At 57.5% G+C, this 19,344-nt stretch carries 19 protein-coding genes; 10 read left to right on the top strand and 9 right to left on the bottom strand.

What is annotated here, in order from left to right; all coding sequences use genetic code 11:
• Window positions 1-7 precede the first annotated feature (7 nt).
• Together ACXADJ_RS15525 and ACXADJ_RS15520 are read left to right on the top strand one after the other, a co-directional pair.
• The gene (locus tag ACXADJ_RS15525) at window positions 8-625 is read left to right on the top strand and encodes a penicillin-binding protein activator LpoB (RefSeq protein ID WP_475067566.1); all 618 of its coding nucleotides are present in this window, start codon (window positions 8-10) and stop codon (window positions 623-625) included.
• 28 nt (window positions 626-653) lie between these two features.
• Entirely contained in the window at window positions 654-1,712 is a 1,059-nt protein-coding gene (locus tag ACXADJ_RS15520; protein WP_475067564.1) for a hypothetical protein, read from the top strand.
• A gap of 107 nt (window positions 1,713-1,819) precedes the next feature.
• Here the strand turns inward: ACXADJ_RS15520 and ACXADJ_RS15515 are convergent, their stop codons facing one another.
• Both ACXADJ_RS15515 and ACXADJ_RS15510 read right to left on the bottom strand, forming a co-directional pair.
• On the bottom strand, window positions 1,820-2,389 hold the full coding sequence (locus tag ACXADJ_RS15515; protein WP_028292158.1) for a YceI family protein: 570 nt from the start codon (window positions 2,387-2,389) through the stop codon (window positions 1,820-1,822).
• Between the two features lie 84 nt (window positions 2,390-2,473).
• Window positions 2,474-3,055, bottom strand: coding sequence for a cytochrome b (locus tag ACXADJ_RS15510; RefSeq protein WP_475067559.1), 582 nt, complete (start codon window positions 3,053-3,055; stop codon window positions 2,474-2,476).
• Between the two features lie 88 nt (window positions 3,056-3,143).
• Between ACXADJ_RS15510 and ACXADJ_RS15505 the strand changes: the two genes are divergently transcribed.
• Window positions 3,144-4,073: a LysR family transcriptional regulator gene (locus ACXADJ_RS15505; RefSeq protein WP_475067556.1), complete on the top strand. Its 930-nt coding sequence runs from the start codon at window positions 3,144-3,146 to the stop codon at window positions 4,071-4,073.
• A gap of 60 nt (window positions 4,074-4,133) precedes the next feature.
• Here ACXADJ_RS15505 and ACXADJ_RS15500 read toward each other — a convergent pair whose 3' ends face one another.
• Both ACXADJ_RS15500 and ACXADJ_RS15495 read right to left on the bottom strand, forming a co-directional pair.
• On the bottom strand, window positions 4,134-4,727 hold the full coding sequence (locus ACXADJ_RS15500; protein ID WP_475067554.1) for a hypothetical protein: 594 nt from the start codon (window positions 4,725-4,727) through the stop codon (window positions 4,134-4,136).
• A 103-nt stretch (window positions 4,728-4,830) separates the two neighbouring features.
• Window positions 4,831-6,264: an MATE family efflux transporter gene (locus ACXADJ_RS15495; protein ID WP_475067551.1), complete on the bottom strand. Its 1,434-nt coding sequence runs from the start codon at window positions 6,262-6,264 to the stop codon at window positions 4,831-4,833.
• Between the two features lie 38 nt (window positions 6,265-6,302).
• On the opposite strand from ACXADJ_RS15495, the gene ACXADJ_RS15490 reads away from it, so the two are divergent.
• From ACXADJ_RS15490 to ACXADJ_RS15480, 3 genes are all read left to right on the top strand, one after another.
• Complete coding sequence (locus ACXADJ_RS15490; protein ID WP_051218824.1) at window positions 6,303-6,926, top strand: SCO family protein; 624 nt, start codon at window positions 6,303-6,305, stop codon at window positions 6,924-6,926.
• Window positions 6,927-7,001: 75 nt separating this feature from the next.
• Window positions 7,002-8,042: a hypothetical protein gene (locus ACXADJ_RS15485; RefSeq protein ID WP_475067548.1), complete on the top strand. Its 1,041-nt coding sequence runs from the start codon at window positions 7,002-7,004 to the stop codon at window positions 8,040-8,042.
• Entirely contained in the window at window positions 8,042-8,848 is an 807-nt protein-coding gene (locus ACXADJ_RS15480) for a hypothetical protein (RefSeq protein WP_475067545.1), read from the top strand. The genes ACXADJ_RS15485 and ACXADJ_RS15480 overlap by 1 nt, the downstream gene beginning before the upstream one ends.
• A gap of 20 nt (window positions 8,849-8,868) precedes the next feature.
• Here the strand turns inward: ACXADJ_RS15480 and znuB are convergent, their stop codons facing one another.
• Genes znuB through ACXADJ_RS15465 form a run of 3 tightly spaced genes read right to left on the bottom strand, consistent with a single transcriptional unit; the run spans window position 8,869 to window position 10,963 of the window.
• Window positions 8,869-9,666, bottom strand: a complete 798-nt coding sequence (gene znuB, locus ACXADJ_RS15475) for a zinc ABC transporter permease subunit ZnuB (protein WP_475067544.1) — start codon at window positions 9,664-9,666, stop codon at window positions 8,869-8,871.
• Window positions 9,663-10,478 carry a zinc ABC transporter ATP-binding protein ZnuC gene (gene znuC / locus ACXADJ_RS15470; protein ID WP_475067542.1) on the bottom strand — a complete coding sequence of 272 codons (816 nt, stop codon included), beginning with the start codon at window positions 10,476-10,478 and terminating at the stop codon, window positions 9,663-9,665. The genes znuB and znuC overlap by 4 nt, the downstream gene beginning before the upstream one ends.
• Window positions 10,479-10,480: 2 nt before the next feature.
• On the bottom strand, window positions 10,481-10,963 hold the full coding sequence (locus ACXADJ_RS15465; RefSeq protein ID WP_028292166.1) for a Fur family transcriptional regulator: 483 nt from the start codon (window positions 10,961-10,963) through the stop codon (window positions 10,481-10,483).
• 58 nt (window positions 10,964-11,021) lie between these two features.
• Between ACXADJ_RS15465 and ACXADJ_RS15460 the strand changes: the two genes are divergently transcribed.
• The 4 genes from ACXADJ_RS15460 (at window position 11,022) to ACXADJ_RS15445 (ending at window position 16,028) form a co-directional block, all read left to right on the top strand.
• Window positions 11,022-12,098 carry a zinc ABC transporter substrate-binding protein gene (locus ACXADJ_RS15460; RefSeq protein WP_475067540.1) on the top strand — a complete coding sequence of 359 codons (1,077 nt, stop codon included), beginning with the start codon at window positions 11,022-11,024 and terminating at the stop codon, window positions 12,096-12,098.
• 103 nt (window positions 12,099-12,201) lie between these two features.
• Window positions 12,202-13,680 carry a bifunctional UDP-N-acetylglucosamine diphosphorylase/glucosamine-1-phosphate N-acetyltransferase GlmU gene (gene glmU, locus ACXADJ_RS15455; protein ID WP_475067538.1) on the top strand — a complete coding sequence of 493 codons (1,479 nt, stop codon included), beginning with the start codon at window positions 12,202-12,204 and terminating at the stop codon, window positions 13,678-13,680.
• Window positions 13,681-13,831: 151 nt separating this feature from the next.
• Window positions 13,832-15,148: a Na+/H+ antiporter NhaC family protein gene (locus tag ACXADJ_RS15450; protein WP_475067535.1), complete on the top strand. Its 1,317-nt coding sequence runs from the start codon at window positions 13,832-13,834 to the stop codon at window positions 15,146-15,148.
• Between the two features lie 88 nt (window positions 15,149-15,236).
• A complete protein-coding gene (locus ACXADJ_RS15445; protein WP_475067533.1) occupies window positions 15,237-16,028 on the top strand; it encodes a substrate-binding periplasmic protein in 792 nt (263 codons plus the stop codon).
• A gap of 45 nt (window positions 16,029-16,073) precedes the next feature.
• On the opposite strand, the gene ACXADJ_RS15440 is transcribed toward ACXADJ_RS15445, so the two are convergent.
• Window positions 16,074-17,288 carry a PepSY-associated TM helix domain-containing protein gene (locus ACXADJ_RS15440; RefSeq protein ID WP_475067531.1) on the bottom strand — a complete coding sequence of 405 codons (1,215 nt, stop codon included), beginning with the start codon at window positions 17,286-17,288 and terminating at the stop codon, window positions 16,074-16,076.
• A 142-nt stretch (window positions 17,289-17,430) separates the two neighbouring features.
• Window positions 17,431-19,344: an ATP-binding cassette domain-containing protein gene (locus tag ACXADJ_RS15435; RefSeq protein WP_475067529.1), complete on the bottom strand. Its 1,914-nt coding sequence runs from the start codon at window positions 19,342-19,344 to the stop codon at window positions 17,431-17,433.

Raw genomic sequence — 19,344 nt, 5'->3', positions numbered from 1 at the left:
GCAAAGAATGACACTTTCACGCACCCTGAACAGCATCCTGAAAACCGCTCTGGTTGGCGGCGTGGCATTGGCCGCCCTGTCCGGCTGTACCTCAACCGAGGTGAAGCGGGTGGATGCCAAGGAAGAGATTGCCCTGTCAGACCGCTGGAATGCCACCGACTCGCGTTTGGTCGCCGAGGAAATGATTACCGACATGGTGTCGTTCCCGTGGGCCACCGAGTTTGAAATGAACAACAACCGCAAGCCAACGGTGATCATTCAGCGCATCAGCAACAAGTCCCACGAGCACATCGCGGTGGACACTTTCATCAACGACATCAAGCGCAGCATCATCCGCTCCGGCAAGGCCAACTTTGTTGCTGGCGGCGACGAGCGTGCGGCGATTCGTGAAGAACGTGCAGATCAGGAATTGAATGCGGCCCAAGCCAAGCAGCAGGGGCAGGAGCAAGCGGCTGATTTTGCATTGTCTGGCACCATCAATTCGATTGTCGATCAGGTCGACGATGAGCGCGTGACCTTCTATCAGGTGGACCTGAAGCTGATCGACATGGAAAGCAACATCGAAGTGTGGAACGGCCAGAAGAAAATCCAGAAGTACCAGAACAAGTCGTCCTACAGCTTGTAAGCCGATCTGATACAAGGAGCACTTTCGTATGGTGATCAAGTCATTGGCGCTGCTGGCGTCTACCGCAATGCTGGCGGCGTGTGCCGGTATGCCATCGACCGATACCGACCAGACGGCCGCGCAGCGCGCTGAGGCTGCTTCGCTGGCGGCACTGAACGGTGCTCCGGAATGGTCGGTGAATCCACCGCACCGCAGTGGCATGGCCTACGGTGTTGGCAGCATTGAAGTGATTGGTGATGCCGCCTCAGCGGTACGACGGGCCGGGGAGTTGGCCCGTATTGATCTGGTCAGCCAGCTGCGGGTGACGATTTCAGGGGATTTCTCGTCCATCACTACCGAAACCAAAGCTTCTGGGCAAGAAACCTCAGTGCAGCGTCGGGTGCAGCAAAAAGTGCGCAGTCAGGTGGCTGAAGTGACCCTCGATGAGGTGATTATCAAGGAGGCCTCGGTGGCCAATGGCACCGCCTATGCACTGGCCGAGCTGGATCGCAATGCTGCCGCTGCGCGTTTGCGGCAGCAGATTACCGAAGTGGAACAGCAGCTGGACCAGTACGCTCAGGTACAGCCCGAAGGCGACACCCTGCAACAACTGCGGGTGATGCTGCCAGTGCTCAACTTGCTGGCAGAACGTCAGGCCTACGCCGACAAGCTGGCGCTGGTGGCCATGGACAACAAGGCTGCGCCGTTGCTGGCAAACCATCGTCAGTTGCAGCAGCGGGTGCTGGACTTGCTGGAAACGCTGGTGGTGAAAGTGAACTTCAGCAATGCCACCGCCCGTTCCATGTCGGGGGAATTGCTGCAGGCGCTAACGTCGCAAGGGCTGAAGGTTCAGCAGGCTGGCAGCTACGACTTACTGTTTGATGTTTCGGCTGAGCGCTCCAATCGCACCCAGGACAATCGCTACTACGCGTTTGTTAAAGCACGGGTACAGATTCAGGACGCCGATCAGCGGGTGCTGTCGTCGTTCAGTGATACCGCTCGCGGCATTTCCGGGCTGGAAACGGTAGCCTGGCAAAAAGCCTCTGAGGCGGTGGCAGAAAAGCTGCAAACCGAGCTGGCCAATACCCTTGCTGAACGGCTGATGTAAGCACCAGCGTTCAACCGTTCGAAAGCAGGATAAACCGCCAATCAGCAAAAAGCCCTGTCAGATGACTCTGACAGGGCTTTTTTGAAGGTGCTGGAAAAGCGTCAGGCTTACTTGCGGATGCCTTCGACGTTCAGTTCCAGTTCTACCGGTACGTTGCCCAGGTAGCCGTCCATGTTGAAGTCGCCCAGCATGATCTGGGTAGTGCCGGTGAAACCGGTGCGGTAGCCACCCCATGGGTCTTTGCCTTCACCCAGCTGGGAAACCGGGAAGGTCAGGGTCTTGGTGACGCCACGCAGGGTGAATTCGCCAGTCAGTTCGCCTTTGCCTTCGCCAGTGGCTTTGTAGCCAGTGCTCTTGAAGGTAGCGGTTGGGTATTCGTCAACGTACAGGAAGTCCTTGCTGCGCAGGTGCTTGTCACGCTCGGCGTGGTTGGAGTCAATGGACGCCACGTCGATGGTCACTTCAATTTCGGAGTCGGCAGGCTTGGCCTTGTCCCACTCGAAATCGCCTTCGAAGCTGTTGAAACGGCCGGTCAGCCAGCTGTAACCCAGGTGCTTCACCTTGAAGTTGATGGACGCGTGGGCACCTTTGGTGTCAATCACGTAATCAGCGGCGTTGGCAACGGTAGCGGTCATGGCTGCCGCGGATACGGACAGGGCAATCAGCAGTTTTTTCATGGTCGGACTCCTTTTGGTCTTCCCTGATTCAAGTCGGGAGAGATTCAGTATTTCGTACGGTTAAGGGTGACGCTGCGACCGGCTTCACAAGCCCGGCTTCAGCATGCGTTTTAAAGTGTTGTCCTTGTTGATGATGTGGTGCTTCAGTGCCGCCAGTGCATGCACAGCCACCATGGCCATCAACAGCCAGGCCAGAATTTCGTGTACTTCACCGGCAATTTCTTCCTGCGAGCCGCGCTCGGTCAGGGTCGCCGGTACGGAAAACAGGCCAAACACGTCGACGGCCCGGCCGTCGGCGGTAGAAATCAGATAGCCGCTGACCAGCAGCACGGCCATCACCAGGTACAAACCCAAGTGAGCGAAATGGGCGGCGGTGTTTTCCAGCTTTTTGGTCGACAGACCGGCCGGTGACGGATTCAGCTGACGCCAGCCAAAGCGCACCACAAACACCAGTGCAACCAGCACACCAATGGCTTTATGGGTTTCCAGCGAGCCGTGATACCAGCTGTCGTAGTAAGTCAGTTCAACCATGTACAAGCCAAGGCCGAACATGCCAAAAATGGCCAGCACCATGATCCAGTGCAACAGAATGGCCACCAGGCCGTAGCCGGTTTGGGTATTTTTCATCATGGTTGGTTGTGGTTCCGGTATTTGATAATGACTCACGGTACGCAAATCCGGTTCTGAGAAAAATAGCGAAAGATCGACAATAATTGTGCAAAAATGCACAAAACTTTTCGGTGAGATTGCAAACATGCAAGCTGAAGACTTCAACTGGGACGATTTGCACGTCGCCTACCGGGTGGCTGAACTGGGCACCCTGAGCCGTGCTGCCGAGCGGTTGGGGCTGAACCATTCCACCGTATTGCGCCGTATCACGCGGCTTGAGCAGCAGTTGGGCGTACGTTTGTTCATTCGTCACCAGCGCGGTTACCAGCTTACGGATGCCGGGCAATTCATGCTGGCGCGGATGCGCCCCATCGCCGATGACATGCTGCGTTTGTACAGCGGCCTGGCGACTCAGGAAAGTTCGCCATCCGGAACGCTGCGTATTTCCACGGTGTCGGACTTTTCGCTGTTTTTTGCCCCCATGCTGCATGCCTTCCGTGAGCAATATCCGCAAATTCGGGTGCAGGTGATGGCCACCGACGAGCGGGCGTCGTTGGTGAGCGGCGATGTGCATGTGGCGATTCGGATGGGCGCTCAGCCAACCGAGCCGGATTTGATTGCCCGCAAGCTGATTCCGGCGTCGATGCAATACTACGCGTCGCCGTCCTATATTCGCCGTTATGGCGTGCCGACCAATCTGGTCGAGGTCAAACACCACCAGTGGGTGCTGCCATCCGGGCGCAAGCGCCAGATGTCGGGTATTCGTGAGTTGATGGCCAATATTAATCCCGACCAGATTGTCTTCGAGAGCAACAGCTTTACCGATATTTTCTCGGCGGTGTCGGAAGGCATGGGCATCGGCCCGGTGGGGTTTCTGCAACGGGCCAGCAACATTCACCACGAGCTGGTGCCGGTGAACTTTGGCGTTAAGGAAGATCCGTCGTTTATGTGGTTTGTGTACCACAAGGACATGCGCAGCAGCGCCCGGGTACGGGCGTTGCTGGATTTTATGGTTGAACGGGTGCCAGACATGCTACCGGCACTGGATGGCGCACCGGCAGGGCATAGTTCATAGTTAAGGGCATAGTTAAGAACGTAGCTAAGGGCGTAGTTAAGCGAGTAAATAAGGGCTCCGTCAGACGATAGCGCTTGGCAGGCCGAAGGCATCGGCCAGACAAGGCCAGTGCTGGCAAATGCGGGAGACCTTGCCCGTCTGCTGGTCCACTGCGTGGGTGTTGTAAAACAGCCGTTCCGGATGACGACAGCTGTTGCTGACCAGGCTGTCGATCATGTCGGCGTCGTCCTCGTCCAGCAGTGCCTGCACCACGATGTTGGCGGTGGCCAGATCGTGGTTGGTGAGGGTTTCGCCGGTGCGGCTGAGCCACAGGTCATTCATCTCTTCTGCAACCCGCAGGGCAAACCAGGCACGGCGCATCAGCATCACGCTGCCACAGCTGTTCACTGGCGCGCACATTTCCAACAGCGGCATGGCCGAATGAATGCGTTGCAGCAATTTGGGCGCGTTATCGGCGAGGGTGTTTTCCAACTCCAGAAAGTACATGCAGTAGTCCATTACAAACTGACTCAGCTGGGCGACAGCCTTGGACTCTGCGGTTTGCACAACCCGGCTGAGCTGGTTCAGCCGTGCGGTGATGCGTTTTTCCAGCCCGGCTTTTTGGCCAGCCAGCGAGGGTTGCACACTGAGGATGGAAACTGCCGAATCTGACATTGTGGCCTCGTTCTTAAAAATACTAATAAAATCAATTAGTTAGGTTTGCTTTTCGTTCCTTGTAGTAAAAGTATAGTAAAACTTGACGCCCTCGCCAGTGACGTCAGGAACGCGGTGCATAATTGACAGGTTGTCTGTACAAAGAGACTGAGAACTGGATCACAAATACCGCCCGTGCCAGTAAAAAGGCATAAAAACTGATCCACAGGCCGCTGTTGCCCTGGCCATCCAGCAGCCACCACAACGGCACAAACACCAGCAGTGCCGCCGCCAGCATGGCGTTTCGCATGGTCGCCGTTGCTCCCGCGCCAATGCATAAACCGTCGAGCCAGTAGCTCCACCAGCCCACCATTGGCAGCCAGATCAACCAGTGTTGATATTGGTCCAAAACCGCCAGCAAGTCCTGGTTGTTGGTCAACATTGGCCAAATCCAGTGAGAGCCAAACGCAAACAACAGCGTCATCAATATTCCCAGTGCCAGAGAATTGACACCGGTGAGCAGGAAGGTGATTCGTACCTGTCGAGCGGTATGCGCCACATTATCTTCAGAATCCACAGCGCCCTGGTTGGTGGTTTGCGAACGATTGCCTGCAAACCGTGCCAGCGCTTGTCCGGTGAGGCTTTCAGCTGCGTGGGCAATGCCATCCAGAGCGTTGGAAATCAGCAGCAGCAGGGTAATGATCAGGCTGTTGGTGGCCAGCACCAGTTCCCCTTGCTGGGCGCCCTGGGCATTAAAAAAGGCAAACACCAGCAACAGGGTGAGGGTGCGCACAAACAGCTGGTGGTTCACCTGTACCACGGGTTTGAGGGTTGGCCAGTCGGGGCGGCTGCGCCACAGTCCCGCCAGTCCCTTGTCCAGCTGGTTCAACAGCGGCTGAAAGGCACTGCTGCGGTGGGCGTAGTAGAGGCCAACGGCCAGTCCGCTCCAGTCGGCGATCACACTGCCAAGGGCGACACCGTCGGTGGTCATGCCCAAACCGTAAACAAACAGCGCATCCAGGCCGCCGTTGATCAGGTTGGTGACGGTCATGATCACCAGTGGCACGCGGGTTTGGCCACGGCCAATAAACCAACCCAGCAAGCAGTATTGCAACAGCACCGCGGGCACGGAAAACAGCCGGATGGCCAGATAGGTCGCAGCGCCGGCTTCGACTTCGTTTGATGCGTCCATCAAGGGCAGCACCAGGGGATACAACAAGGTGCCCAGCAGCCACACGGTCAGACTCAACGGCAGCGCCAGCCAGATGGCGTTGACTAAAACCTGATGCTGGGCAGCGGCCTGATGGCTGCGGGCAGACAGTGCGGTGGTGCCCATACGCAGAAAGCCGAAGCTCCAGCACAGCATGGTAAACAGCTGGGCACCGATGGCCACAGCGCCCAGGTAGGCGGCGTTGGGCAAGTGTCCCAGAATTGCGCTGTCGACCAGGCCCAGCAAGGGCACGGTGATGTTGCTGAGCATTACCGGCCAGGCGATCGCCCAGATGCGACCTTGTGTCGCAAGGGCGGTGTCAGGTGAAGCAGAATCCGTGCGGGTCATGGCTGATATACTCAGGTCAGATAGTCAGGAGAGAAACAATGAAAGGTGCGATTGTACTGGCCTCGGCCCTGTTTGCAGCCCTGTTGGCGGCTTTGGCATTCGGGATTGCCTGTTCTAGCCATCAACCGGAACGCTATCCGGCCTGGCAGCAGGACGGTGCGGTGTTGTTTGGCAGTAGCCGGCAGGTGTCGGATTTTGAGTTTGTTGATCAGTACGCAGTGCCCCGCAATCAGGCCAGTTTTGAAAAGCGCTGGAAGCTGGTGTTCTTTGGCTACACCTTCTGTCCGGATATTTGCCCGACCACATTGGCGGAGCTGAACCGGGTCTGGAAGCAGCTGCCGGAAGGGGTAAGAGCACAGTGGCAGGTGGTGTTTGTTTCGATCGATCCGGCCCGTGATACCCCCGCTGCACTGGAGCCGTACATGACCTACTTCAATCCGGAATTTGTGGCGCTGACGGGCAACCCGGATTCCCTGCGCTCGGTGGCGGGCGAGTTGAATGGCTTTTATGCTCGGGTGGAACGGGGTGACGGTATGGCTTACCTGATGGATCATTCGGCCAACCTCGCGGTGGTCAGCCCGGACTGGCACTACCGTGGCTACATTGAGCCGCCGTTCTGGCCCGGCAAAATGACGACCTTGCTGACTGAGCTGGTGCAGTAAGATCCAATTGCAAGGAAGTGTCATTCTCACGTCATGGCGTGCATGGTAGGCTTGGTACAACATCAGATTTCAGGGATGAAATGGATGATCAAGTCGATGATCACTTCAGCAATTAATTCGGTCAGGTGCTCGTTGCAGCTGCCGTGGTTTTCTACGGCATGGTTTTCTACGGCATGGTTTTCTACGGCATGGTTGTGGACAGCATGGGTACTGCTGGCAGCGGCTGTTGTTGAATGGGGTCGCCACGATGGCTGGCTTGGCGCCAGCACCGTCGTTACGGGCTCTCTGCCCTCGTTTGTGTGGATGCTGGCCGCCGGTACGCTGGCTGCCATCTGGGTTCCCGAGCGTTATCGGCCACCGATGTGGTTTGCCCTGCTGGCGGTCAGCGTGGTGCTGGAATGGCTGTCAGAATCGCTATCTCCGGCAGCCACGTTCGATGTTTTTGATGTGCTGGCGCTGGTGGCCGCAATGCCACCGTTGTTGCTGGCCCACGCTTTCAATGCGCTGCCCAAAGCGCACTTTCATACACCGGTTGCCCGGTTATCTCTTTTTCCCCTGTTTGCGTTGCAGCTGGCCTGTACACAGTGCGTCGATTGCTATTGTGGCGATGAAGGTGACTGCGACACGCTGGTTTATCTCAGCAGCAGTGAGATCCGTGCGGACATCAGCCCGGAATACGGCAACACCGCCACGCTGCAACTGACTGGAAAATTGTATGTGCTGGACGGCTGGCTGGCGGTGGTCGACCGCTGGCGCGGTATTCATATTTTTGATGTCAGCGACCCGCAGAACCCGACCCGGCAGGTGTATTTGCCGGTGCCGGGCGTTACCGACATCAGTATCAAGGATGATGTGATGTACGTGAATGCCTTCACCGATCTGGTTGCCATTGATCTGGCCAGCCTGCAACAAGGCCTTTATGAGCCGGGCAGCGAGACCCGCTACTTCAACGTGTTCACCTATGTTGCGCCGGACGAATTCACCGATGACGCTGACCTGGATATTGGGGAATACGTCTGGGGTGTATCGACGCTACCGGACGAAGGCGTTGTGATTGGTTACCAAACCGACAAGGGGCGGCTTCGCCTCTATGGCCAATGGCAGGAGCAACCGTGATGAAACCGATCAAACGCGCTACAGCACAGCTCACGGCATTAGTTACGGTATTAGTTACGGCAATCGGGCTCAGCGGCTGCCAGACGGGCAGCGACAGTGGTTCTTCCTCTGGCCAGCAGAGTGGCCAGTCCGGCTCGACGTCCCGCTTCACCATACAAAATGACTATCTGGTGGTCTCTGATCGGAGCAAGATCAACAGCTATGCCATTCACGATCCAGAGGCCGACACCAGCCCTGCCGGGGTACTGCAACTCGCGCACAGCGTGTATGTAAATCGAACGCTGGAAACGGCCTTCGCCTATGGTGATGAACGCGTCATGTTTGGCACCACCACGGGCACTTTGATCGCTACGGTCGATGATGAGGGACAGTTAGCGCTGGAAACAGTGGTTGAGCACGCCCGCAGTTGCGACCCGGTGATTGCCAGTGGTAACCGCATGTACGTCACCTTGTCGAATGACGGCAGTGGCTTCTGTGGTGGCAGCATATACAACAACCATTTGCTGGCTTACGATATTTCAGACATTACCAATCCGCTGCTGATCGATGAGATTCAACTCAATCAGCCACAAGGGCTGGCGCTGGCCGATGAGCAGCTGTGGGTATGTACCGAATCCGGCTTATGGCGTTTTGATGTGCTGGAAAGCGGCGCAGTGGAAGAGCGCAATAACTACGGCTGGCTGCCTTGTGATGACCTGATTATTGACCAGCAACTGGCCTATCTGACGTGGGGCAGTGGGGTCACCCTGATCGATATTTCGGGCGAGTATCCGCTGGAATTGGCGCTGATCAACGAGGGAGATTAGCCCTCGTTGATCAGGAATAATCAACGTCGTTTGACCGCCAGACTGGCAACAAACATCAAGGTGGCAGCAACCACAATGCTGGGGCCCGCCGGAGTGTCCCAGTAGAACGATGCCGACATACCGGAAATCACGGCCAATACCCCGACCAGCGCGGCGATCACCACCATTTGTTCCGGCGTGCGAGACAGGCTACGAGCAGCAGCCGGTGGGATAATCAGCATGGCGCTGACCAACAGAATGCCGACGATTTTCATCGCCAGTGCAATCACCAGCGCCAGCATCAACACCAGCATCAGATTCAGACGAGCCACCGGGTAGCCATCAATACTGGCCAGTTCCTGACTGATGGTGGTCGCCAGCAAGCCACGCCATTGCCAGGCAATCAGCCCCAGACAAACGATTGCGGCGGCAGCCACCATCAAGGCATCGTCGCCGGTTACGGCCAGCAGGTCGCCAAACAGATAACCCATCAGGTCGACCCGTACGCCTTGAGCCAGACTCAGCACCACCAGTCCCACCGCCAGCATGCTGTGGGAGATGATCGCCAGCAAGGTGTCGGAACTGAGGGTTTCGATGCGTTGCATCGGATACAGCACTAGTGCCAGTAAGGCGGAGCTGAGTACCAGTGCCAGCGTCGGATTAAGGTCCGACAGTACCCCGAGGGTAATGCCCAACAAGGCGCCGTGGGCCAATGTGTCGCCAAAAAATGCCATCCGTCGCCACACCACAAAACTGCCCAGCGGGCCGGTCACACAGGCCAGCAATACACCACTGAGCAGCGGCATCAGCCACCAGTAATTCATCATCCAGTCGTTCATGGTTGCTCGCTTGAAGGGGCCTTGGCGGAGGTGTGGCTGTGGTCATGCAGGTGTGCCGGGTCGTGGCATACCGGTTCGTCCTCGACGTGGCCATCGAGGCAATGATGGTGGTCGTGGTGGTGGGTGTAGGCAGCCACTGGTGCGGAATGCTGGCCAAACAGCTCGATGTATTCCTGCGAATTGGAAACGTGTTCCGGGTGGCCTGAACAGCAGATATGGCCGTTCATGCAAATCACTTCGTCGGTAGCGGCCATCACCAGATGGAGGTCGTGGGACACCATCAATACGCCACAGCCGAGCTCATCACGCAGTTGCGGAATCAGCCGGTAGAGTTCGTGTTGGCCTTGTACATCAACCCCCTGTACCGGCTCGTCCAGTACCAGCAACTGAGGCTTCAACAGCAGGGCCCGGGCCAGCAGCACTCGCTGCCACTCGCCACCGGACAGATCCTGAATATCCTGATTCTGCAAGCCGGTAATGCCCAGTCGCTGCAGCCAGTCATCAATGCTTTTGCGGGTGGCACCACGGGACAATTTCAGAAAACCGTCTACTGTGATGGGTAGCCGTGGCTCCAGTCGCAGTTGCTGGGGCATGTAGCCCACCTTGAGGTTCTTACGGCGCTGAATGGTGCCGGAATCGACCCCTTCCAGACCCAGCAGAACCCGTACCAGTGTTGATTTACCGCAGCCGTTGGGGCCAATCAGGGTAACGATTTGGCCAGCGTTGATTTGCAACGAGATGTCTTGCAACACCTGTTTGTGGCGACGGGCGAGGTTGAGCTGGTCGGCACGGATCAGAAGGTTGTCGGCCATGCTCAGGCAGCTGCCTCCGGCTTACAGGCCGGGCACAGGCCGGACAGTTCGGTGAGTTGGTGGTTAACCTTGACGCCCAGCAGGGTTTCAACCTGAGCGGTCAGCGCTTGCAGCTTTTCGTCGGCCAGTTCCTGTGCCTGACCACATTGTTCGCAAACAAAGAAACAGGATGGGTGTTCTGTGGTCGGATGGTCACAGCCGGTGAACGCATTGAGCGAGTGCAGACGGTGGATCAGTCCCAGATCGAGCAGGAAGTCGAGCGCCCGGTACACGGTTGGCGGCGCCGGATTGAAGCCCTCACTGGCGAGAATGCCCAGCAGGTCGTAGGCCCCCATTGGCTTGTGGCTTTGCCAGATCAGTTCCAGCACGCGTAGCCGTACCTTGGTGAGGCGAGCACCGCGTTCTTCACAGATCGCGCGAGCGCGGTCGATGGCATTTTCGACACAATGAGAATGATTGTGGGGTAAATAAACGTTTGCGCTCATGACTTTACCAACCTTGAGTTATAACATTGCAATTTTACGACAGTCGACGCGAGACACAATGAACATTCTGATTTCTTTTACACTTTCTTTCCTGGTCGCACTGTCCGCCAGCTGCTCATTGGCAACTCAAGCTGCTGAAAGCGGCAATCACACTCCGCGTGTGCTGGCCAGTGTGCATCCGTTGGCGCTGATTGCGGCGTCGGTTGTCGCACCCCAAAATATTGAGGTGCTGGTGCCAGCGGGCATGACCCCACACGACTTTTCCTTGCGTCCATCGGATATCGATGTGATCCAGAACGCCGACATCATTGTCTGGGCAGGACCCGAGAGCGAGCCGTACCTGGCCGGTTTTGCCAAACGCTGGCCCGACAAGGTGTGGATCAACGCCGCCAAAGAAGGCGAGCGATTGTACCAGCAAGATCCGGCTTTGATTGGTGATGAGGCCCGCAATGACCCCCACTGGTGGTTTTCAGTTGCCGTTGCCCGCCAGCTGCAGCACCGTCTTGCCGAGCAGTTGGACGTTGACCCGGCTGCGTTTGACCAAAGCCTCGATCAGGCCGTGCGTGACGCCCGCGAGATGCTGGCACCGGTGCGCGACCGCGGTTTCTTTGTCTTCCACCGTGCCTACGACCACTGGGTTTACAACATGGGCCTGAACATGAAGGGTGCCTTTACCCTAAGCCCGGAACAAAAGCCGGGCCTGCGCACCTTGCAGGAAATGCGTCAGCAATTGCAGCGTGGCGACGTGGTGTGTGTGTTCTCTGAGCCGGAGTTCTCACCGGCCATGGTTGATCGCCTGGTTGAAGGCGTGCAGGTTGGCCGCGGCGAGTTGGACCCGATGGCGATGCAGATTCCATTGTCGGCAGATGGCTACCCCAACTTGCTGAAAGACATGGCTGAGCGCGCTTACCGCTGCTTGTCGGCGGTGGATAACAAGGCCGCAACGGCGCTGGACAACACCGTGTATGAGGGCGGCGATGACGGCCACCACCACCACCATGGCCACGCTGCGGAAGAACATGCTCATGAAGAACACAGTGACGACGAGCACAGCGACCATGACCATAATCAGGAGCATGACGATCACGCTGACGAGCAGGACGAAGGCGGTTTCTTCTCCCGCCTGCTGAAATAACTGACCCAGCACTTTGGATCTTCCTGCACAGGCCGCTAAAATGCGGCCTGTTTGTTATCTGTAGTCGTGACTTTCCATTTCATTTGCCACCGCGAGTTTCAACATGTCCAACATTTCCTCTGCCAACCGAGTGCCATCGCCGACGATTCACGCCAGCCTTGAACGTGCCGTACTGCCAGAGAAGCTGGCGGTGGTGACGCTGGCTGCGGGCAAGGGCTCGCGGATGAAGTCCGAACTGCCAAAAGTGCTGCACACACTGGCCGGCAAGCCCATGCTGCAGCATGTGCTCGACAGCGCCGGGCAGTTACAGGGGGCGGAGCAGCATGTGGTGATTGGTCACGGTGCTGACAGCGTCCGCGACGTCATTGGCAAGGCCGGTGATTACCCGGTGCAGTGGGCAGTACAGGCGGAACAAAAAGGCACCGGCCACGCGGTGGCGCAGGCCATGCCCAACGTTGCTGACGACGCTGTGGTGTTGGTGTTGTACGGCGATGTGCCCTTGATCGCGCCACAAACCCTGGCCGGTTTGCTGGCGAAAACGGCTGTTTCTGAGGACAACGAAAGCGCGAACAACGGCGGGGCGCTGGTGCTGCTGACCATTGAACTGGATAACCCGACCGGTTACGGCCGTATCGTGCGTAATGGCGCCGGAGAAGTGCAGGCCATTGTCGAGCAGAAAGACGCCAGCGAAGCCGAGCGCCAGATTCGCGAAGTCAACACTGGTATTTTGGCGGTATCAGCCAGGCACCTGAAGCGCTGGTTGCCGCAACTGTCGTCCAACAATGCCCAGGGCGAATACTATTTGACTGACATTGTGGCTCTGGCGGTGGCAGAAGGCGTTGAAGTGGTGGCCGAACACCCGTCCAGTGAGTTTGAAGTGCAAGGGGTTAACGACCGCCTGCAACTGGCAACTCTGGAGCGTGTGTATCAGGCGACCCAGGCGGACGACCTGATGCGACTGGGCGTTGCCCTGGCCGATCCGGCGCGGCTGGATGTGCGCGGCTCACTGGTGGTTGGCTCGGATGTGTTTATCGACGTTGGCTGTGTGTTCGAAGGCCATGTGATTCTCGGCAACGGTGTTCATATCGGCCCGTACTGTGTGGTACGCGATAGCGAAATCTCCGCTGGTAGCCGTATCGAAGCCTACAGCCACATCGACAATGCCAGCCTCGCCGAAGGCTGCAACATTGGCCCTTACGCCCGCCTGCGTCCGGGCGCCGATCTTGATACCGGTGCCCGCGTAGGTAACTTCTGCGAAGTGAAAAAAGCCCGCATTGGTGCCGGTTCCAAGGTCAATCACCTGAGCTACATTGGCGATGCCGACGTCGGCGAAGGCGTTAACGTCGGTGCTGGTACCATCACCTGCAACTACGACGGCGTGAACAAGTCGCTGACTCGCATTGGCGACAACGCCTTTATCGGTTCCAATTCGGCGCTGGTCGCTCCGGTGGAAGTAGGCGCTGGTGCCACCATTGCCGCCGGTTCAGTCATTACCAGCAAGGTGGATGACAACCAACTGGCCGTGGCGCGAGGCAAGCAACGCAACATTGATGGCTGGCAGCGTCCAACCAAAAAGTCGTAACACCTTATTCGGCGTATCAGGCGTGGAATCCGCCCTTTAGGTTTGACTTTAAAGGGCGATTCGACTGCTATTTACTCATAACCAAAAGATATTATTCTTCTGTTTTTTAATCCGTAGAATCGCCGCCAATAGTTAATAAGCGAGCGATTCCATGACCCGATCTTCTCCCTGGGCACTGCTGCCCATGCTGCTGTTCCTGGCTCTGTTTATTGGTAGTGGTGTGTACTACCAACTGCAAGGTGTCGACTTTGCTTTCTATAAAATCTCCGCACCAGTCGCCATTCTGCCTGCCATTGTGCTGGCACTGATGCTGGCCCGGGGCTCCATCAACGAACGTGTCGAAACCTTTATCAAAGGCTGTGGTGACCAGACCATCGTCACCATGCTGCTGATCTTCCTGCTGGCGGGTGGTTTTGCCAGCATGGGCAAGGCCATTGGTGGTGTCGAAGCGGCGGTGCACTGGAGCCTTGAGCTGGTGCCATCCATGCTGGTGCTGCCGGGTTTGTTTGTTGTCACGGCGTTAATGGCGACGGCGATGGGTACCTCGATGGGCACCATTGCGGCGGTGGCTCCCATTGCAGTGGGCTTGAGTGATGCCACTGGCATGGCCTTGCCACTGACCGTGGGTACTGTGATGGGCGGCGCCATGTTCGGTGACAACCTGTCGATCATCTCCGATACCACCATTGCCGCGACTCGTACCCAGGGTTGCAGCATGAAAGACAAATTCCGTCTTAACTTCCGTATTGCCTTGCCTGCGGCGCTGCTGACGCTGGTCTGGCTGTTTTTCCAGGGCAGCGGCGAGGTGCCGGTAGAGCCGATGACCAGCAGCCTGATCAGTGTATTGCCCTATGCTGTGGTGCTGATTCTGGCGGTGTCCGGCCTGAATGTGCTGGTGGTGCTGCTAACGGGTATTTTCCTGTCGGGTCTGATTGGTTTAATCAATGTACCGGATTACACCGTACAGCAGTGGTCGGCCGATATTTACGCCGGTTACACCGGCATGCAGGAAATCCTGATTCTGTCGCTGTTGATTGGTGGTTTGGGGGCGCTGATGAAGTCGGAGGGCGGCCTTAACTGGATTGCCAACCAGATTGATCGCTTCAGCCGGGTGGCCGCCAACAGTGGCAACCGTCGTCTGGGCGAAACCAGTATTGTGGCCAGCGTGCTGTTGTCGAACGCCTGTACGGCCAACAACACCGTGGCGATTCTGATTTCCGGCAGTCTGGCCAGGGACATTGCCGAGCGCTATCAGGTTGATCCGCGTCGCAGCGCCAGTTTGATGGACATCGCTTCCTGTGTGATTCAGGGCATTCTGCCTTACGGCGCGCAGATGCTGTTGGCGGCGTCGATTGCTGGCTTGTCACCACTGATGCTGGTTGGTTCAGTCGGCTATTGCTGGGCCTTGGGACTGATGTTGCTGCTGTCAGTCATTCTGGGTTGGCCACGACCGGCTAAACAGGCCTGATTCCCTTCCTGCAAGGCACACGGGCACATTTGCGACTAGGCTAAAGCTTTTGATCATTAGCTTTTCGTTTAGGGTGGAGTGTGCCTGTATGTTCTCTCGCGTCCGTTACAGCCTGATTCTGCTGTGCTGTCTGGCGTTGCCGGTTTTGGCAGCGCCAGTGACCATCATTGCGGTGGACGAGCCACCGGCCAGCTTTCGCAACGACGTTGGCACGTTGGATGGCTATGTGATTGATCTGGTGCGGGCCATGCAAACCCAGCTGGGCAACCGCGACCACATTGTGATGATGCCCGAACAACGGGCGTTAGAGATGGCCGATACCCAGCCCAATGTAGTGCTGCTGGGCTTTACCCGTACTCCCGAACGCGAGCAGAAGTACCATATGATCACGCCGGTGCTGAACAAGCCCTGGGTGCTGTACGGCCTCAAGGGCCGGTTGATGCCGTTTGGCAATGTCGACGACGCCCGTCAGCTCGATACCATTGGCGTGGTACGCGGCGATGTGCGAGAAAAATTCCTCCACCAGAACGGCTTCGACAATTTGGTGGCAGTGGCGCGTCATGGTCTTAATGTGCGCAAGCTGCAAAGCCAGCGTATTTCAGCCTTGTTCTTCGAGCCATTGGGCATGGCCCATGAATGCCAGCGGCTGGCCGTTGATTGCCAGCAATTCGAGGAACTGTACCGTCGGCGCTCGAATGACGTTTACCTGATGATGTCACGCTCGGGCACCTCCGAGGCTACCGCCAAAGCCTGGCAGGATGCCGCTGAGCAGCTGCGTCAGCAGGGCATCTTTGAAGCCATTGCCACCCAGTGGGCCGAGCGTATCCAGCAGGATTACGGTATCCAGAGCCGTTACCATGAGGGACGACTGGAGTTCTGAGCGGGAGCGATTGGAGAGGGACCACTTGAGCTGGTGTTATTGGACTTATTGAAGCCGAGCACGGCGTTTTTGCCGCCAGCGAACCCAGCCAGTCCAGCACAACAGCGCGGGCACCAAACCGCTAACAAACACCAGAATACGGCCCAACAGGCCAAACACTTCACCGTTGTGGAGCGGGTGCAGCCATTGCCAGAACAGGTCGCCAGCACGGGCGTTGGCAACGCTGCGTTGTGCGATCACCTCGCCGCTGCTGCGATCGATCCAGAGCTTGTTATTGGCGAACCGGTAGCTGGCTTCTCCTTGGCTGAACTGATCCATATACACCCGTACCATCACAACGCCGGCCGGATCTGCTGGCAGGTAGAGCCAGCGGATATCACCGCCGGGTAGCGTCTGGCGGGTGGTTGTCAGTATCTGTTCCAGGCTGATCGGCGGTTGGCCGGGTGCTTCTGTTGCTGTTGTTGTTGTTGTTGTTGTTGTTGATGGTGATGGTGATGTTTGTGCGAGTGCTGCCGTCAGATCCGGTGCGGCACGGCTCGGTAACAGCGCATCGGTGGCCGGTTTGAACCAACCCGGTTGCGCCAGAATCACGCCGGTTACAATCAGCCCCAGTACCACCGGCAAACTGTAGAGCGCTGCCAGATTGTGCAGTTGCAGGTTGTTGCGAACCGGATGGTTGGAAGGCCGCCAACGCAGAGCCTGCGGCCATTTGCGCCAATGGCTGGGCCACCACAGATACAAGCCCGACAGGGTTGAGATCAGCGCCAGAACGCCCACCAAGGCAACGATCAAACGGCCGGGCAGGTCGACCAGCAGCTCAAAGTGCAGCTGGTAGATCCAGGTCATCAGGGTCTGGCCCCAAAACCTCGGGGTTTGCTCAAGCGTGCAGGGATTAATGGATACCAGCAAGGGGGCAAAAGTCTCGCCCGCAGTTTCTGCCGGTTTCATATAACGGGCGGTCAGGGCTGACTGCTGCGCCGATGGCATCTCCAGTCGCCAATCGGACGAGCGTTCGGGATGGGCTGCCAACAGGCTCTGATAAATCACGTCGAGGGACTGCGGCTGACAGTCATCAGCCACCACAATGTGAGGGTTCAGCCACTCGTCGATTTCCGGGTAAAACACCAGCGCGCTTCCGGTCAGACCAATCAGCGCAAACAACAGCCCGGCGCTTAGCCCAAGCCACAGGTGTACTGTCAGCCACAGCTGGCGGGATTGGCGTTTGCCAGAACGGCGGTTTCGGTGTGAGGGGGAGGACATAACAACAGCAGGCTGGGTGGCGGTAAATTAAAGGCGCCAGTGTAAAGCAGCCTGACTGTCAGCACTTGCGACCGGGGTGAGACCAATTGTCGCAGGTGCAAAGCAGCTGTATAAAAGTAGCTGTATAGAGCAGAGCGGCGCCTCAGTCGGCGTCTTCCAGTTGCTCGGTCAGTTCCATCCATTCCATTTCGGCGTCTTCCAGCTGGCTCTTGATGGAGCCTTGCTGTTCCAGCGCCTTGCGCAGATCGTCCTTGCGGCCGTCGTCATAGATGCTGGCGTCACCAAGTTGCTCTTCCACTTTGTCGAGCTGGCCTTGCAGCTTTTCGACCAGCTTTTCAGCGGCCTGCTGCTTCTTGCGCAGTGGTGCCAGACGCTGACGGCGCTCGGCTTCCAGCCGTTTCTGTTCCTTGCGGTCGACGGTTGGGGCCGCTTTCGGAGCGGTGGCCGTGCCTGAGTCTGATGCGTCGGTAACCGCCATATCCTCACGCTGGTTCAGATACTGGTGGTAGTCGTCGAGGTCGCCATCGAATGGCTGTACCTTGCCGTGATCGACCAGCCAGTATTCATCCACCGAGGCTTTCAGCAGGTGACGGTCGTGGCTGACGATCAGGATGGCACCGGGGAAGTTCTGCAGCGCCAGCGTCAGCGCTTCGCGCATCTCGATGTCGAGGTGGTTGGTTGGTTCGTCGAGAATCAGCAGGTTGGGTTTCATCCAGGCAACGCAAGCCAGTGCCATACGGGCTTTTTCGCCGCCAGAGAATGGCTCGATCACTTCCAGCGCACGGTCGCCGTGGAAGCCAAAACCACCGAGGAAGTTACGGATTTCCTGTTCGCTGGCCTTGGGCTTCAGGCGTTGCAGAATCAGCATTCCGGAGGCCGAGGTATCCAGTGACTCCAGCTGGTGCTGGGCGAAGTAACCAATGCGAATGTGCTCGCCGTGGGTACGCTTGCCGGTTAACAGCGGGATTTCTTCGCAAAGGGTTTTCAGCAGCGTGGATTTACCGGCGCCGTTGGGGCCCAGCAAGCCGATGCGATGACCCGGTACGATCGACAGGCCAACGTTGGGCAGCAGGGTTTTGGTGGTACTGTCTGGCAGCTGATAGCCAAGATCGGCCTGATCCAGCGTCAGCAACGGCGTCGACATTTTCTCGTAGCAGGGGAATTCAAAGCGGAACGGCGAGTCGACGTGGGCCGGGGCAATCAGCTCCATACGCTCGAGTTCTTTCAGACGGCTCTGGGCCTGTTTGGCCTTGGAGGCCTTGGCTTTGAAGCGGGTAACAAACTTTTCAATTTCGGCAACGCGGGTTTGCTGCTTCTCGAACAGCACTTGCTGCTGGGCCAGTTTTTCAGCACGAATGCGTTCGTAAGCGCTGTAGTTGCCCGGGTAAACAGTCAGCTGTTGGTCGTGCAGGTGGACAATGTGATCGGCTACGCCGTCGATGAAGTCGCGGTCGTGGGAAATAAACAGCAGGGTGCCCGGGTATTTGCGCAGGTAGCCTTCCAGCCACAGGGTCGCTTCCAGATCCAGGTGGTTGGTGGGTTCGTCCAGCAGCAACAGGTCGGACGGCATCATCAGTGCCTGAGCCAGATTCAGACGAATACGCCAGCCACCGGAGAAGTCTTTTACCGAACGCTTGAGGTCGGCTTGTGAAAAGCCCAGACCGTGCAACAGCTGTTCGGCCTTGACCGGCACTTCGTAGCCTTTGTGCTGATCCATCTGGTCAAGCCAGCGGGTCAGTTCGTTATCGTCTTTGGCGTTGGCGATACCGGCTTCAATTTCGCGGTAGGTCTTGTCGCCGTCGATGGCATAGTCCAGCGCGGTGCGGTCGGTGGCGACCACTTCCTGCGCCATGTGCGCCTTGCGCCATTTTGCTGGCAAGGCCAGCTCGCCACCGTCTACACTCAGTTCACCGTTCAAAAGGGCGAACAGACTCGACTTGCCGGCCCCATTGGGGCCGATCAAAGCGAGCTTTTGGCCATCATGAATGCGAAGACTGGCGTTTTTCAGTAGGGTTTGCGTACCCCTTTGCAGGGAAACCTGATTAAATTCGATCAT

This window comes from Oceanobacter sp. ABM4_470 (assembly GCF_056158645.1).
Note: the sequence above shows the minus strand (reverse complement) of the source record. Positions and strands in the feature narration are given on the sequence as shown.